Origin of the sequence: Lacrimispora struthionigena, assembly GCF_048627165.1 — a bacterium.
In the GTDB taxonomy this organism is placed as follows: Bacteria; Bacillota; Clostridia; order Lachnospirales; family Lachnospiraceae; genus Lacrimispora.
In genome coordinates this window covers 1409536-1426476 of sequence record NZ_JBMBWP010000002.1, presented here as the reverse complement: position 1 = coordinate 1426476, position 16941 = coordinate 1409536, and the positions used below count along the sequence as shown (strand labels likewise).

Sequence of the window (16941 nt, the reverse complement as noted above, 5' to 3'; positions counted from 1 at the left end):
ACGTTGGTATATGCCCTTTTGTATATTATGACAAAGGAGGAAAATAATCATGAGTGATAAAAAAACGGATAATCTTCATTGTCCCTGCTGCAAGCGTCACTGCCCCATTGATGATCTTCACTGCAGCAAAGGTAAGGTCTATGCAAAATCATTAAAACGGAAAGAAGAGACCAGCAAACAGCAAACAGAAAACTATGAACCTTCATTTAACAGAATTCTTCTTTATTATAAATTTGGATTTCACCGATTGTTTGGTCAGAAGGAGAAAGAATTAAGTGGTAAGAAATTAAGAGCACTGGTAATGGGAGCATTGTTCCAGACAGATGGAAAGACTGCAGCAGAACTGGAATCAGAAACGGGAATTAAAGATGAGAAGCTGAAGGAGTGCCTGGAAAAACTGGAAAAAAAGGAATATGTGAAAAAGAAAACCCAGCCAGAGGGATTACGTCAGTATACCCTTTCGGATAAAGGAACAAAAGCGGCAGAAGAGTTTATAACGGGTGGAGACAAAGAGGTGCTGAGCCGCCTGGAAAAAGAAGAAAGAGACCAGCTGGAAGGATTATTAAGGAAATTATTACCATAGAAAAAATCTATATAGACTTCACCATTTAATTCAATAATTGTCCGACATGTGCACAAGAAATGTAAAAAAACACGTTTATGTTTGCAGTTTTCATCAGATGTGATACAATGATTGTATGACAACATGAAAGATTTAGACTAAAAACATAAATTAAAGGAGTGAATTAAATGGAAGAACTTTCCAGAATTCCCATTGTACAGCAGGTAGTAAACAGCATGAAGGATTATATTGCAGCAGATGGAATTTTGGTTGGGCAGAAATTGCCTACAGAAAAGGAGTGGTGTGAGAAACTGACCGTTGGCAGAGGAACAGTCAGAGAAGCATTCCGCATTCTGGAGGCCAGGGGGCTGGTAGAGATTAAGCCTGGTCGGGGAGCATTTCTGGTCAGCAAAAAGGAATTGGGTCAGGAAGAACTGGCTGAATGGTTTCTTAAAAATGAAGTTGAATTAAAAGATTATATTGAGGTTAGAAGTGCGGTGGAGCCCCTGTGTGCCAGAATTATCGCCAAACGGGCGACGGATGGGGAACTGGAGCAGATTGAACGAACCCATTTCCGGTTTATCCGGGCTGTGGAAGAGAATGATTTTGCGGGGATGGCAAAGTATGATGAACGGCTGCACCGCCAGATTGTGGAGGCCAGTAAAAACAAAATGCTCATTTTTATGAGTAAAAAAATTGATGAGTGCATTCGTGATTTCCGGCTGAGAACGTTTCAGGTTCCTCAGAATGCCCAGAACGCAATCCGGGCACACCATAACATTGTGGAAGCGTTAAAGGCACGGGATGAAGAAGTGGCAGAACTTTATGCCAAACGCCATATTTCATTGATTAACACAGATATGAATGTAATTATAAAACGCTAATAGAACTGACAAAATTCCTGCCAAAATTGTGGAATTTTGTCAGTATATTAACGTTGCATTTTCATCAATATGTGATACAATGCAACATGTATAAAGAAGTATGCAGGAGATGGAAAAACACCTGCAGCGGGAGGACCTACATTGGACACCAGGAGGAAAAAGTCTGGGATACATCGTCTGATACTGGCATGTTTTTTTTGCATGGCAGTATTAATGACACAACTGAATACGGTTGATGTGGTCAAGAGCCTGGGACATCCTGGCTTTTTTTCCGTGAGCAGTTTTTCTTGTGATAACCTGCGCCATAAAAGATATGATGCAATGATTGAATCAAAGGATGTGCTGGAAGAGGAAGCGGTAAGTGATGTATTTCTTAATATTGTAAGCCGCTCAAATCTAAAGAGCGTAATCCTTGATTATATATGTTTAAAAACATTCTTCTTATTTATACCGTTTGCGTTATGGTCACTTCGCACCGTTCTTATGCGGGAGGGATATATAAGCCGGATGTTTGTGATACGTTATATTCATAATTCCGACGGAGAAAAAGAAGCAGCAGGCAGGCTATGGCAGATTGAAAATTAATATAGAAAATGAGGAAAACTTATGAAGCCAGGAAAGAAAATGCTTGCTGCGATATTTTTAGGAATTGCAGCCATTGTTTGCATTGCAATATTTGGAGCAGGAGATAGTGTTAAAGGAATCTTCGATATGCGGTTTGGTATCGATATACGAGGAGGCGTAGAAGCTATTTTTGAGCCTCAGAATTTAGACCGTAAGCCTACGCCTCAGGAACTGGAATCGGCAAGGGGAGTAATTGAAAGCCGTATGGACAGCCAGAACATTGCTGACCGTGAAGTAACTGTGGATAAAGAGGCTGGTTATATCATAGTACAGTTCCCATGGAAATCAGGGGAAACAGATTTTAACCCGGAAGATGCAATATCTGAGTTAGGTGAGATGGCAGAACTGACATTTAAGGATCCAGATGGAACTGTTTTAATTCAGGGTAAAGATGTTGAGAAGGCCACTCCTCAGACGAATACATCCAATGGAATTAAGACATACGTAGTAGCTCTCAGCTTTAACAGCAATGGATCAAAGCTGTTTGAAGATGCCACCGGAAAACTGATTGGAAAAAGAATGGGAATTTATATGGATAATAATCTGATTTCCAATCCTACGGTGCAGAATCAGATATCAGGAGGACAGGCGGTAATCACTGGTATGAAGAATTACGAGGAGGCCAAGGCTCTGGCTGAGAAAATTAATGCCGGTGCTCTTCCTTTCTCCTTAAAAACAACCAACTTCTCTACCATTAGCCCCTCCCTGGGAAGCAATGCTCTGACAATTATGGTCTATGCCGGACTGGCTGCATTCATCGTGATCTGTCTCTTTATGATCGTGTTCTATAAAATGCCGGGTATCGTTGCATGTATTACACTGCTTTTACAGATGGTGATTCAGATGCTGGCAGTTTCCATACCCCAGTATACCCTGACCCTTCCGGGAATTGCAGGTATTATCCTGACACTTGGTATGGCAGTGGATACCAACATTATTATATCAGAGCGTATTTCAGATGAACTAAAGAAGGGTTCATCGGTAAAGGGAGCTGTTGTTTCCGGCTATAAGAATGCGTTTTCATCGGTACTGGACGGTAATGTGACAACTGCGATTGTAGCAGTGATCTTAATGATCTTTGGATCAGGAACCATGCTGAGTTTTGGTTATACCCTGCTGGTTGGTATGGTGGTAAATCTTCTGATTGGTGTATCTGTATCCAAACACCTGATACTGTCACTGATTCAGTCTGATTTCTGGAGAAATGAAAAACGGTTCCGAATCAGAAAAGATAAAAAAATCATTCCTTTCTATCAGAAAAAATATATATTTGCCATTATTTCAGGATTTGTTATCCTGTCTGGTATCGCGGGCTGCTTCTTCTATGGAGTGAAACTGGATACCCAGTTTACAGGCGGTGCAGTTCTGTCTTATTCCGTTTCTGAACAGGCAGATACCGGTAAAATACAGGAAGCCATTGAAAAAGAGACAAAGCGTCCCGTAACCGTTCAGATTAAAGAAGATAATATGACCGGATTAAAGCGGCTGTCTGTTACCCTTGCCGGAAATGCAGGTATGTCACCAGAGGAACAGAAAGCCATTACGGATACAATTAACAGTACCATTGGCAAAAATGATGCAAAGCTGTCTGAGACATTTGTCGTAGAACCATATATTGGTGCAAAAGCGCTTAAAAACGCCGCTGCTGCCATTATCCTGTCACTGATCTTTATTGTTGTATATGTCTGGATCCGTTTTTCCGTTATATCTGGTCTTTCTGCCGGAATAACAGCGATGATTGCTCTGGTTCATGATGTTTTTGTAGTATTCTTTGCATTTGTATTGTTCCAGATTCCGTTAAATGATGCTTTCGTTGCGGTAGTACTAACGATCATCGGTTACTCCATTAACGATACTATCGTAATTTACGACAGAATTCGTGAAAACAGAAAACATGATTCCAAGATGCCGGTGGACACTCTGGTTAACGTAAGTACATCCCAGACACTGGGAAGATCCATTAATACGTCAGCAACAACTGGAATTTGCGTATTAATTCTTATGGTGGCTTCTGTGTATTTCCATATTGAGTCCATCATGGAATTCTCACTTCCTATGTTCTTTGGTATCCTGACTGGCTGCTATTCATCAATTTGTGTGGCAGGTACCCTGTGGGCAATGTGGGAGAAAAAGAAAGGTAAATAATAAGATATCAGGCGAAGGCCGGGTAGTCAGTTAATTTGACTGCCTGGCCTTTTTTTTGATTGTAAGACAAAATTGCATGATGGTGTATGACTACCTTTTGTCTGTTTTGCATAATTTTAAAATTAATCTTGACAAATTTCGAGTAAAGATGTATTATGAATTTACAATATTGTATGACAGCATACAATAAAAGCGAGCCCGGGAAGCTTAAAAGAATGATATCATACAATGTTATCAACAAAAGTAACAAAAAATGTATGGAATTTAACGACTAAACGTGTTGAGAGGTGGATTATTATGAAAAAAGTAATTGGAATTGTATTATCAGCTATGATGGCAATCTCTTTGACTGCCTGCAGTTCGACTGCAGACAATACAGCCCAGACTCAAAGTGAGTCGCAGACGACTGCAGCTGTAACATCAGAAGCAAAGGGGACGGAAGCAAAAGGAACAGAAGAAAAGCAGAAACCAGTTAAAATCGGAGTTTCTGCACCGGATTTAACCAATGTTTTCTTCATTCAGATTAAAGAGGCAATGCAGAAATCCCTTCAGAATCCGGAAGATGAACTCATCATACAGGATGCAGGCGGAGATCAGAATAAGCAGATGAATGACGTTATGGATATGATCAATCAGGGGTGTGATGTAATCTGTATCTCAGCAATTAACTCCGAAGGCGTAAGGGCAACACTGGAAGCATGTAAGGAAGCCGGTATTCCGGTAATTGCATTTAATACCGCGGTAAAAAATCCGGAACTGGTTCAGTGTACCGTTGTTTCCGATAATCTGGAAGCAGGAAAGCTTTGTGCACAGGCACTGGCTAAAGCATTAGATGGAAAAGGCAAAGTAGTTGAAATTACATACAGTACAACAGAAGTTTGTTATAACCGCCAGTTGGGTTTTGAAGAAGAAATGAAAAATTATCCTGGAATTGAAATCATTCAGACAAAAGACGTAGAGAAACCAAAGTCCGATTATTCCCAGCCCATTATGGTTGATTTTATCAACGCCAATCCAGTGATTGACGGCGTATTTACAATCAACGATCCCACTGCCAGAGGAGCAATTGCAGCATTAAAAGAAGCTGGACGTCTGGACAAGACAAAAGTTGTATCTGTGGATGGATCAGATGAAGGAAAAGGATTTATCCGGTCTGGTGAGATGGTAGCATCTGCTGCACAGGATCCTGCTGGAATCGGAGCTACCTGTATGGAAAGTGCATACAGACTTCTGTCTGGTAAGACAATCGAAGAGAAGGTAGTGGTACCTATGTCTATTATTACGGAAGAAAACGTTGGCAAGTAATCCGTAAACTTTTGACCCGAAGCGATGAATGCAGAACAGGAGTAGAAAAACATGTCAGACGCATATGTTTTTGAGATGAAAGATATTACAAAAGCATTTGGCCGCAATGTTGTGCTTGACGGAGTCAGTATTTCCATAAAGCCCGGAGAAGTCCGGGCTCTTATGGGGGAGAATGGTGCAGGAAAGTCAACTCTGATGAAAATTTTAGGCGGCATTATCAGTGCAGATTCCGGTACGATTTTCATGAACGGAAAAGAGGCTTCCATCAAGCATGTAGAAGATGCCAGAGCCTTCGGCGTCAGCTTTATCCATCAGGAGATCACCAATATTCCGGAGATGACCATTGCTGAGAATATTTTTCTTGGTAGAGAACCGAAAAATCATTTAAAAATGGTGGATTACCGGAAAATGAAAAAAGAGGCTCAAAAGGCTCTTGATGCCCTGGGGCTTAAACTGGATTCCGGAATGCTCATTCGTGGCTTGTCCGTAGCCCAGCAGCAGATGATAGAGATTGCAAGAGCTGTCAGCGAAGGGGCGAAAATTTTAATTCTTGATGAACCAACTGCTTCTTTATCAAAAAGTGAGACTGACAATCTGTTTTCCCAGATTGCCCGTTTAAAAAAGGCCGGAGTTGCCATGATTTACATTTCCCACCGTATGGAAGAAACTTTTAAGGTATGTGATTCCGTTACTGTGCTTCGGGATGGTAAATTCATCGGAACCAGGCAGACCAGTGAAACAACAGAAAACGAACTGATCAGCATGATGGTCGGACGTGAGTTTAACAATATGTACGGGAATGAGCGCGTCATTGGGGGCGATGTAATCCTGGAAGTAAAACATTTGACAACCGATAAAGTTACTGATATCAGCTTTACATTGAAAAAAGGGGAAATACTTGGATTTTCCGGACTGGTGGGAGCTGGGCGTACAGAGCTGGCACTGGCAATATTCGGAATTGACAGCATACAGTCAGGCGAAGTCTGGCTGGAGGGAAAACAGCTTACAATCAAAAAACCGAAGGATGCCATTTCAGCAGGCATTGCCCTTGTACCGGAAGAGCGCAAGGAGCAGGGGCTTTTTCTGGGGCACAGCATTGCAACCAACCTGACTTTTCAGGTACTTTCTGAATATATACAGCGGTTACAGGTAGATAAGAAGAAAGAGAAGAGTATTGTTGATGAGTTTAAACAGAAGCTTTCTATTAAGATGGCTTCGACTGAACAGACAGCGGGAGAACTATCCGGCGGAAACCAGCAAAAAATCGTCATATCAAAGTGGCTGGCTGCAAAGCCCAAGGTCCTTATTCTGGACGAGCCTACAAGGGGAATTGATGTGGGGGCAAAGGCTGAGATTTATAAACTGATGCATACCCTGGCTCAGGAAGGGGTTTCCATCATTATGATTTCTTCGGAGCTTCCTGAAATTATTAACAATTCCAGCCGAATCGCCGTTATGAGGGAAGGCTGCCTGGCGGGAATCATCGATCAGACAGTAACGGAAAGCTCGCAGGAAATGATCATGTCATATGCAGTGGGAGGAGAACATACAACATGCTAAGCAAGAAGAATCAACCGGAGACAGTCCAGTTAAAAGCACCGGGCCTCTGGAATACCAATCCCTTTCTGATCTGGCTGAAACGGAATATGGCAGCCATGATCGCCCTGGTTTTCTTATGCGTCTTATTATCATTCACAACCGATACTTTTCTTGTGAAAAATAATTTATTCAGTGTTTTACGCCAGGTGTGTGTGAACTGCTTTATCGCTTTTGGAATTACCTGTGTCTTAATCTGTGGTGGCATTGATTTGTCAGTCGGTTCTGTTGTGGCAGCAGCCGGAGTAATCGCTGTACGATGCGGGAATGGAGGACTTCCCCTGATCGCAGTATTTTTAATTCCTCTGTTATTTGGAGCAGTTATCGGCTTTATGAACGGATTTGTAATATCCCATACAACACTGCCTCCCTTTATTGTCACACTGTCCATGCAGATTATCGTCCGTGGTGTCAGCTATATTTTAACCGGCGGACAGCCTGCACAGTCCAATAACGAAACATTTAACAACATGGGAGTTGGAAGCTTTCTGGGAGTGCCCATCCCTGTTATCTTTGTAGGTGTAGCTTTTGTAATTCTGTATTTTATTATGAACCGCACCTCCTTTGGGCGCCATGTCTATGCCACAGGCGGTAACAAAGAGGCGGCCAAATATGCAGGTGTAGATACCAGATGGATTCAGGTAAGAGTCTATGTCATGAGTGCGGTTATGGCTGCACTTGCCGGAGTGGTTCTGGCAGCAAGACTTTACTCCGGACAGCCGTCAGTGGGAGAAGGATTTGAGCGTGATGCCATAGCAGCTTCTGTACTTGGCGGAACCAGTTTTAACGGAGGAATTGGTACCTTAGGGGGTACGGTAGTTGGTGTTCTCATCATTGGTGTTCTAAACAATGGAATGAATCTTCTTAAAATCAACAGCTACTGGCAGTTTGTGGTAAAAGGATTTGTAATTCTGGGTGCAGTATACGTGGATTATTTAAAGAAGAAAGGTTCTATGAGAAAATAAGTATTTACATAGAAAAGACGGAGGCATAAGGACATGATGGACATAGATGAATTAAAGAAGATATGCAGGGAAATCCGTAAGGATATTATTAATATGACTGCCGATGCAGCCAGCGGTCATCCGGGAGGCTCTTTATCTGCGGTAGAATTGATGGCAGGGCTCTTTTATACTCAGATGAAAGTAGATCCTGAGAACCCGGATATGGAAGATCGTGACCGGTTTGTGTTAAGCAAGGGTCATGCAGCACCCTGCTATTACGCAGTGCTTGGAGAGATGGGATTTTTTGATAAGGCAGAGTTTAAGAACTTCCGCCAGCTTCACAGCATTCTTCAGGGTCATCCGGATGCGAAAAAAGTACCTGGTATTGACGCCTCCACAGGTTCCCTGGGACAGGGAATTTCCATAGCAGTGGGCATGGCTCTGGGCGCAAAGGCTCAGAAAAAGGATATTAAGGTTTATGCCCTTTTAGGGGACGGGGAGTTGCAGGAAGGCCAGGTTTGGGAGGCATGTATGGCAGCTGCCAACTATCATCTTGACAATCTGACCATTATTATTGATAACAACGGACTTCAGATTGACGGAGCCAATGATCAGGTCATGTCTTTGGGAGATTTATCTTCTAAATTCAAAGCATTTGGTTTTCAGGTACTGGAGCTTCCAGATGGAAATAATTTAGAAGAGGTACTGGCAGCATACTCCATCAGTACCATGGAAGGAAAACCAAAATGCATTCTGGCTCACACGGTTAAAGGAAAAGGCATTTCCTTTATGGAAAATCAGGTTGGCTGGCATGGAAAAGCACCAAATGAAGAAGAAAGACAGCAGGCATTAAAGGAACTGGAGGCATAGACATGAGTGAATTAAAAGCAATCAGAGTGGCATACGGCGAAGCCCTTGCCAGTCTTGGAGAAGAAAATGAAAAGGTGGTTGTACTGGATGCGGATCTGGCTCATGCAACCATGACAGCAACTTTTGGATCAAAATTTCCGGAGCGTTTTTTCAATGCAGGAATTGCAGAAGCCAATATGGTGGATATGAGTGCAGGACTGTCTACCATGGGATATATTCCTTTTTGCAGTACCTTTGCCATATTTGGGGCAGGACGTGCTTATGAGCAGGTGCGTAACGGAGTTGCTTACCCTAATTTTAACGTAAAGCTTGGTATGACTCATTCTGGAATCACTCTGGGTGAGGATGGCGGAAGCCATCAGGCAATTGAAGATATGGCTCTGATGCGTGTAATTCCAGGTATGACCGTAGTGGTTCCCTGTGATGCCAATGAGACTCGTCGTGCCGTAAAGGCTGTTGCTGATATGAAAGGCCCGGCATATTTAAGGCTGGCAAGACTTCCAAGTCCGGTATTTGAAGAGGATATGCCTTTTGAAATCGGTAAGGCAAATGTGTTGAAAGAAGGAACGGAAGCAGTTGTATTTGCGTGCGGAATTATGGTAGCGACTGCCCTTGAATGTGCAAAACGCCTGGAGTCAGAAGGAATCAGTATTACAGTAGTTAACATGCATACCATCAAACCAATTGATCAGGACTGCATTTTAAAATATGCTTCCGGCTGCAACCATGTCATTACAGTAGAAGAGCACAGCACCATTGGCGGACTGGGAGATGCAGTAGGAGAAGTTCTGTTAAATAATAAGTGTAATGTGTCCTTTAAAAAGATCGGAGTAGAGGACCGCTTCGGACAGTCAGGAAAACCGGAAGATCTCTTAGAAGAGTACGGACTCAGTGAAAAACAGGTATATAATCAGATAAAAGGAGTGTTAAACAGATGAAAATTGCATTGATTAATGAAAACAGCCAGGCTGCTAAAAACGGAATCATTTACGCCAGCTTAAAGAAAGTGGCTGATACAAAGGGCTATGAAGTGGATAACTACGGTATGTATTCTCCTGAAGATGGCTGCTCCCTTACCTATGTGCAGAACGGAATCCTGGCAGCAATCCTGTTAAATTCCAAAGCAGCGGATTACGTAGTGACCGGCTGCGGAACCGGACAGGGAGCCATGCTGGCATTAAACAGTTTCCCGGGAGTGATCTGCGGTCTGGTAACGGATCCAAGTGACGGCTACATGTTTGCCCAGATCAATGATGGAAATGCCATTGCCATGCCATTTGCAAAGGGCTTTGGCTGGGGGGCAGAGCTGAATCTGGAATACGCGTTTGAAAAACTGTTCTCTGAAGAGAGCGGACAGGGCTATCCAAGGGAGCGGGCAGTTCCGGAACAGCGTAATAAAAAGATTTTGGACGGAGTGAGAGAGAACAATTTAAAGGATCTTATTACCTGCTTAAAAGGACTGGACCAGGATCTGGTAAAGGGTGCACTGGGCGGTGAGAAGTTTAAAGAACTGTTTTTTGCAAACTGCAAAGATGCATCAATACTTGAATATGTAAAAAGTCTGCTTGCTTAGGAGCTGAGTGATGATAAAGAATATACCGTCAGGAATTGCCCATGTGGCAATTCCCACCGATGATCCGGAATTAACCGTTTCCTTTTATGAAAATCTGGGCTTTATCCGACTGGTTGACCATGGCGTCAGAGGAATGCTTCAGTGTCAGACCTGTGTGATTGAATATTATCCCAGACGTCAGGAGGAAAAACCAGCTGGCTGTATCGATCACATCGCCCTGACCTGTGAACATCTGGACGAAGCCTATGAGGAAATTCTGTCGCAGGGCCACCAGATGATTTCAAATGGAATCGAATCCAATGAGATGTTTGCTCCACGAACCAACCGTTTCTTCCTTTTTAAAGGCCCAAATGGTGAAAAGATTGAATTTTGCAAAATTGACGAATAGATGAGAAGACCGGAGCGAAAAGGAGAACTGTCATGAGATTTTTTGTTGATACGGCAAATACGGAAGATGTAAAAAAGGCAAATGATATGGGAATTATCTGCGGAGTAACGACCAACCCGTCTCTGATTGCCAAAGAAGGAAGAGATTTTTCAGAAGTAATTAAAGAGATAGCTTCCATTGTAGATGGTCCCATAAGCGGTGAAGTAAAAGCAACCACAACGGATGCGAGTAACATGATCAGCGAGGGAAGGGAAATTGCTTCCATTCACCCCAACATGGTAGTGAAAATCCCTATGACAGCAGAGGGATTAAAAGCAGTAAAGGTTTTAAATGGAGAAGGTATTAAAACAAATGTGACTCTTGTATTTTCGGCTGCCCAGGCTCTGCTGGCTGCCCGTGCAGGAGCAACCTATGTATCGCCGTTTTTAGGCCGCCTCGATGATATCTCCATGCCAGGCATTGATTTAATCCGTGACATTATGGAGATTTTCACCCAGCATGGAATTGAGACGGAGATTATTGCAGCAAGTATCCGAAATCCCATTCATGTGATTGACTGTGCAAAAGCAGGGGCGGATATTGCTACGGTACCTTACGGTGTACTGGCACAGATGATCCGCCATCCACTGACTGATCAGGGAATTGATAAATTTGTTGCTGATTATAAGGCTGTATTTGGAGAATAGCTTAGAAAAAAGAACGGGACTGTGATAGTTTCGTTCTTTTTCATATCTTATTAATCTCTGGCGTTTTTTTGTATCATAATTAAATATTGTAGGTATTGGAAATGTATGGTAATATGCTATCAGGAGTAACCGAATACAGGGTGGAACCTTCCAGATTTTATGTCTTTATGTCGTAATAAGATGGGAGGTGATGCAAATGGATATATACCAGACTTTAAGCACATTGTTTTTAGGTGGTACATTCCTGATTGCATTGCTTACATATATAGCAAAAAAATAGCCTACCCTGACGCGACCAGGATAGGCTGGCTCATGGCTACATGAGCAGTTAGTCATTCATGGGAGCTTCCACCTTGTGTGGCGGTTACTCTTTTGTAATTCAAATATACCACATTAGAGGTAGAGTTGTAAAGTGTAATTAATATGTTTAGCTTTAAAACACGTCAATATTTTATGTATATCATATTGAAAAATTTCATCAAAGATGTTAGAATATAGCAATAAACAAGTTAAAATATTTGATAGTAACTAAATTAATATAAAATATTGGACAACCTTGTTTATTAAAATGATTTTTATATTATAAAGGAGGATTCGATTATGCTTAACAAAGAGATTGTTGCTAAGATAAACAAACAGATTAATTTTGAACTTTACTCCGCATATGTATATCTGGATATATCAAACTATTATGCAGACCAGAATTTAAACGGGTTTGCAAACTGGTTTAAAATACAGACTCAGGAGGAGCGGGACCATGCAATGCTGTTCATGGATTACCTTCTTCAGAATGGAGAAAAGATTGTTCTTTCGGATATTAAGGCTCCGTCCTTCGATTTCACTGATTTCCGTCAGCCGGCTATGGAAGCCTATGAACATGAGATCAAGGTAACAGCTTCCATTCATGACATTTACGGAGCTGCTTATGAAATAAAGGATTTCCGTACCATGCAGTTTCTTGACTGGTTCGTAAAGGAACAGAGTGAAGAAGAGAAGAATACGGATGAGATCATTAAGAGATATGATTTGTTCGGTAATGATGCAAAGGGACTTTATCTCCTGGATACGGAGCTGGCAGCCAGAGTCTATACTCCGCCTACACTGGTGATTTAATATCGCTTAAAAAGGCGTCAGGATTTAATTAAAGAGCAGTCTCTGCCGGGAAATAAGTAATATTTTCCGGCAGGGGCTGTTTTTCATTTTTGTTTCAGTAAAGGGGAGAATGAGCAAGTGGCAAAACAAAGGGAAAAGGTAGAGTTTCGTTACTATGAAATCGGGGAAGATGAGCCGGTTTTAGCACTCCTTGGGGAAGGCTGGATCCGGGAGTATGGAAAGGAAATTAAGTGCCTCCACTTTCACAATCTGATGGAAATCGGTTACTGCCACTGGGGAACTGGTGAAGTGATTCTTGGCCAGGAACATGTCTGCTACTCACCGGGGACTATCATGATTGTACCTCCAAGGCTTCCCCATACCACCAACAGTGAAAAGGGGACTCTAAGCTACTGGGAGTGGATGTATGTGGATCTGGAAAAGATTGTTTCAGAGCTGAACCGCTATGATCCCATGTTTCAGAAACGGCTTTTAAAAAGGATTCAGCGGGTGGGATATCTTTTGCCAGGAGAGGAAAATCCAGGACTTACCAGACTGATTTTAGGCGTCATGGAGGAAGCACGCCAGAAAAAACCTTATTACAAAGACTGTATCAGCGGCCTGCTTCGGGCCTGTCTGGCAGAATTTTTAAGGCTGTCTGATGACGAAGAACGGATCATGAGAAATAAGACACACAGGGCGGTGATATCGGGGGCACTGGACTATGTGGCAGATCACTATGCCCATGAGATTAAAATATGTCAGCTGGCAGAGGCCTCCAGTATGAGTGAAAGCCATTTTCGCCGGGTGTTTGAAGAGAGCATGGATATGAAGCCGGTTGATTATATCAACTTAATCCGGATTCAGTGCGCCTGCGAACTGTTAAAAAAGACGGAAAAATCCATGGAAGAGGTGGCTGTCGCTTCGGGATTTTCCTCAATTTCTTCATTTAACCGGAATTTTAAAAAAATACTCAGTATTTCTCCTTATCAATGGAAGCGATCGGCTGAAAATTACGAGAGCAAGCTGCTGTATTGCAGAATTAGTGCGCAAAAAGGTTGGTAAAACAGTATGATATGATTGAATTTGCGCATTTTATAATTGAATATAAAAAGTTTTCAAAAAAAGAATTGGTATAATGGGATTATATTCAAAAGAAATTGATCTCATATGCCAATTTTTTAATGAAAGAGGAGGAGTTTTGCTATGAAGAAAAAAATCGTATCACTCTTACTTGCAGGAGCCATGGTTGCTTCCTTAACCGCTTGCGGAAATTCAGGTTCAGGAGGACAGGCTTCAGGAGGAAAAGATGGGGGAGCCAAAGGCGGGAATGAACTGACTGTCTGGTGCTGGGACCCGGCATTTAATATTTATTCCATGAATGAGGCTGCTAAAGTATACCAGAAAGATCACCCCGATTTTAAATTGAACGTAGTGGAAACACCCTGGGCTGATGTTCAGACAAAGCTGACCACAGCTGCTACCTCTGGTAAGCTGGATACTCTGCCTGATATTATCCTTTTGCAGGATAATGCATTTCAGAAGAATGTTTTAACTTATCCGGATGCATTTAAAGATATCACAGCAAGCGGAATCGACTTTACCCAGTTTGCAAAAGCAAAAACAGCGTATTCAGTCGTTAACGGAAAAAATTACGGAGTACCATTTGATAACGGAGCCGTTGTTGCCTGCTACCGAACCGATATTCTGGAACAGGCAGGTTATAAGGCAGATGATTTTAAGGATATTACCTGGAGCAAGTATCAGCAGATGGGAGAAGAAATTCTGGCAAAAACCGGAAAACCACTTTTATCCTGTCAGGCAGGAGAATCAGATTTGATCATGATGATGCTTCAGTCAGCAGGCGGCAGCTTGTTTGATAAAGATGGAAAACCAAGCATGGTTGGAAACGATAAACTGAAAAAGGTTATGGAAACCTATGCTTCTCTTGTAAAAAGCGGTGTTCTGATTGAAGTGAATGACTGGGATCAGTACGTGGGAACTCTTACCAACAGCACAGTAGGCGGAACCATTAACGGCTGCTGGATCATGGCAAGCATTCAGACCGCTGAAGATCAGTCCGGAAAATGGGCAATTACCAACATGCCTAAGTTAGAGGGTGTTGATGGAGCAACCAACTATTCCAACAATGGTGGTTCCAGCTGGGCAATTACTTCTGCATGCAAGAATCCGGATCTGGCTTATGATTTCATGGCAAAAACATTTGCAGGAAGCACTTCCTTCTATGAGACCATTCTTCCAAAGTCCGGTGCACTTTCTACCTATTTACCGGCTGCACAGAGTAAGGTTTATGCAGAGCCCCAGAAGTTTTTCGGCGATGCTCCGGTTTATGCTACCATTACCGACTTTGCATCAAAGATTCCTTCCAACAACACCGGTGTTTATTATTATGAAGCCCGTGATGCAGTTGCCACTGCAATTACCAACGTAGTTGCCGGAGCAGATATTGATGCTGAGATTAAGACAGCAGAGGATACCGTTAATTTCGCAATGGGTAAATAGTAAGTCAGTAAGGAGGAATTACCAGTGGACAATTCAAAGAAAAAGTTGTCATTAGGCCAGAAGCAGAGCCTGGCAGGCTGGGCATTTTTAACTCCGGCGGTTTTATTTATCGCAGTCATGAGCTTTCTGCCCATGATTCAGGCGTTGTTTCTTTCCTTTAAATCAGGAAAGGGTGCCAATTTAAGCTGGACCGGTGTGACGAATTATGTGAGAATGTTTCAGGATCCTGTCTTTATGCAGGCATTAAAAAACAATTTTATTTATCTGATCATTCAGGTTCCGATTATGCTGATTCTGGCCCTGATCCTGGCCTCTTTGCTCAATAATAAAGATCTGCGGTTTAAGGGGTTGTTCCGTACGGCGATATTCCTGCCATGTGCTACTTCCCTGGTATCCTATGCGGTAATCTTCCGTTCCCTGTTTGCTGTGGATGGTCTTGTTAATATTGTCCTCATAAAACTTGGAGTTTTGTCCACAGGATATAACTTTCTCGGACATCCAAACAGTGCCAGAATTGTCATTATTCTGGCACTGATCTGGAGATGGACCGGCTATAACATGGTCTTTTATCTGTCCGGTCTGCAAAATATTGAGTATTCTATTTATGAATCAGCAAAGATTGACGGAGCTTCTCCCATTCAGTCTTTCTGGGGGATCACCGTACCACTTTTAAAGCCAACGATTTTATTGACAGCAATTATGTCGACCAATGGTACACTTCAGCTGTTTGATGAATCTGTAAACTTAACTTATGGCGGTCCTTCCAATGCTACAATCACCATGTCACATTATATTTACAATGTATCGTTTAAATATGTGCCCAACTTTGGGTATGCAGCAGCAATGTCTTACTTAATTCTGTTCCTGGTAGCAGTTCTGGCATTTTTGCAGATGAAAGTAGGTGATAAACGTGACTAAAGGAAAGAAGTTTCTTGCATATAGTTTTCTAACGGTTGTCTCTCTGCTTTCTGTTTTTCCGCTGTACTGGATGATGGTGGCCGCTACTAACAAAAGTGTTGCTGTATCACGGGGAACTCTGATGTTTGGGACGGAATTATTAAACAATACGAAAAAGCTGTTTGCTTCCCAGAATGTTTATGCAGCACTTGGGAATTCCTTTAAATATTCCATTGTGATGACACTGGTTTCCCTGTTTATCTGCTCCATAGCAGGATACGGTTTTGAAATCTTTCATGATAAGGCGAAAGACCGGGTGATGAGTATAATATTACTGGCGATGATGGTTCCGTTTGCAGCTATTATGATACCGCTGTATCAGATGTTTTCAAAGGCGAATCTGTTAAACAGCACACTTGGATTTATCCTTCCCAGTATTTCCACCCCATTTTTAATCATGATGTTCCGCCAGAGTGCAAGATCGTTTCCGGTAGACATTATGGAGGCAGCAAGGCTTGATGGTTTAAATGAATTCCAGATTTTCTGTCGGATGTTCATACCCACCATGCGATCCACTTATGCAGCAGCCATGACGATTACTTTTATGAATGCATGGAACAGTTACTTATGGCCCAAGGTAATCATGTCTGATGCAAACAGCATCACCATGCCGATGATGGTGGCTAACTTAAAATCAGGTTATGTGACCGATTATGGGACCTTAATGCTGGCTGTATTGTTGTGTACCATTCCTACAGTAATCGTTTTCTTCCTCCTGCAAAAGAGCTTTGCAGAAGGTATTACGGGAGCTGTAAAATAAGTAATAGAAAACAAACAGGCGAAGTGACCGGA

18 protein-coding genes are annotated in these 16941 nt (G+C 42.3%); all 18 read left to right on the top strand.

Annotated features, from left to right (window positions below):
• Positions 1-49 precede the first annotated feature (49 nt).
• The 18 genes from ACOAOT_RS15810 to ACOAOT_RS15725 all read left to right on the top strand — a co-directional run bounded on the left by ACOAOT_RS15810 (position 50) and on the right by ACOAOT_RS15725 (position 16909).
• On the top strand, positions 50-583 hold the full coding sequence (locus ACOAOT_RS15810) for a hypothetical protein (protein ID WP_420217875.1): 534 nt from the start codon (positions 50-52) through the stop codon (positions 581-583).
• Positions 584-750: 167 nt separating this feature from the next.
• On the top strand, positions 751-1446 hold the full coding sequence (locus ACOAOT_RS15805) for a FadR/GntR family transcriptional regulator (protein WP_277408856.1): 696 nt from the start codon (positions 751-753) through the stop codon (positions 1444-1446).
• Positions 1447-1587: 141 nt separating this feature from the next.
• Entirely contained in the window at positions 1588-2031 is a 444-nt protein-coding gene (locus ACOAOT_RS15800) for a hypothetical protein (RefSeq protein WP_420217874.1), read from the top strand.
• Positions 2032-2052: 21 nt separating this feature from the next.
• Positions 2053-4215, top strand: coding sequence for a protein translocase subunit SecF (gene secF / locus ACOAOT_RS15795; RefSeq protein WP_420217873.1), 2163 nt, complete (start codon positions 2053-2055; stop codon positions 4213-4215).
• 297 nt (positions 4216-4512) lie between these two features.
• Positions 4513-5520, top strand: coding sequence for a sugar ABC transporter substrate-binding protein (locus ACOAOT_RS15790; RefSeq protein ID WP_420217872.1), 1008 nt, complete (start codon positions 4513-4515; stop codon positions 5518-5520).
• 51 nt (positions 5521-5571) lie between these two features.
• Positions 5572-7080, top strand: coding sequence for a sugar ABC transporter ATP-binding protein (locus tag ACOAOT_RS15785; protein WP_420217871.1), 1509 nt, complete (start codon positions 5572-5574; stop codon positions 7078-7080).
• Entirely contained in the window at positions 7074-8081 is a 1008-nt protein-coding gene (locus ACOAOT_RS15780) for an ABC transporter permease (RefSeq protein WP_420217870.1), read from the top strand. The genes ACOAOT_RS15785 and ACOAOT_RS15780 overlap by 7 nt, the downstream gene beginning before the upstream one ends.
• 36 nt (positions 8082-8117) lie before the next feature.
• A complete protein-coding gene (locus tag ACOAOT_RS15775; protein ID WP_420219435.1) occupies positions 8118-8930 on the top strand; it encodes a transketolase in 813 nt (270 codons plus the stop codon).
• 2 nt (positions 8931-8932) lie between these two features.
• Positions 8933-9868, top strand: a complete 936-nt coding sequence (locus ACOAOT_RS15770) for a transketolase family protein (protein ID WP_420217869.1) — start codon at positions 8933-8935, stop codon at positions 9866-9868.
• Positions 9865-10503 carry an RpiB/LacA/LacB family sugar-phosphate isomerase gene (locus ACOAOT_RS15765; protein ID WP_420217868.1) on the top strand — a complete coding sequence of 213 codons (639 nt, stop codon included), beginning with the start codon at positions 9865-9867 and terminating at the stop codon, positions 10501-10503. Before ACOAOT_RS15770 ends, ACOAOT_RS15765 begins: the two co-directional genes overlap by 4 nt.
• Before the next feature lie 10 nt (positions 10504-10513).
• Entirely contained in the window at positions 10514-10891 is a 378-nt protein-coding gene (locus ACOAOT_RS15760) for a VOC family protein (protein ID WP_420217867.1), read from the top strand.
• A gap of 32 nt (positions 10892-10923) precedes the next feature.
• On the top strand, positions 10924-11577 hold the full coding sequence (gene fsa, locus ACOAOT_RS15755; RefSeq protein ID WP_420217866.1) for a fructose-6-phosphate aldolase: 654 nt from the start codon (positions 10924-10926) through the stop codon (positions 11575-11577).
• 190 nt (positions 11578-11767) lie between these two features.
• Complete coding sequence (locus tag ACOAOT_RS15750) at positions 11768-11857, top strand: putative holin-like toxin (protein WP_420217865.1); 90 nt, start codon at positions 11768-11770, stop codon at positions 11855-11857.
• Positions 11858-12177: 320 nt separating this feature from the next.
• Entirely contained in the window at positions 12178-12690 is a 513-nt protein-coding gene (locus tag ACOAOT_RS15745) for a ferritin (RefSeq protein WP_420217863.1), read from the top strand.
• 117 nt (positions 12691-12807) lie between these two features.
• Entirely contained in the window at positions 12808-13734 is a 927-nt protein-coding gene (locus ACOAOT_RS15740; protein WP_420217862.1) for a helix-turn-helix domain-containing protein, read from the top strand.
• A gap of 141 nt (positions 13735-13875) precedes the next feature.
• On the top strand, positions 13876-15192 hold the full coding sequence (locus ACOAOT_RS15735; RefSeq protein WP_420217861.1) for an ABC transporter substrate-binding protein: 1317 nt from the start codon (positions 13876-13878) through the stop codon (positions 15190-15192).
• Positions 15193-15216: 24 nt separating this feature from the next.
• Positions 15217-16110, top strand: a complete 894-nt coding sequence (locus ACOAOT_RS15730; protein WP_420217860.1) for a carbohydrate ABC transporter permease — start codon at positions 15217-15219, stop codon at positions 16108-16110.
• Positions 16103-16909 carry a carbohydrate ABC transporter permease gene (locus tag ACOAOT_RS15725; protein WP_420217859.1) on the top strand — a complete coding sequence of 269 codons (807 nt, stop codon included), beginning with the start codon at positions 16103-16105 and terminating at the stop codon, positions 16907-16909. Before ACOAOT_RS15730 ends, ACOAOT_RS15725 begins: the two co-directional genes overlap by 8 nt.
• The last annotated feature ends 32 nt before the right edge of the window (positions 16910-16941 follow it).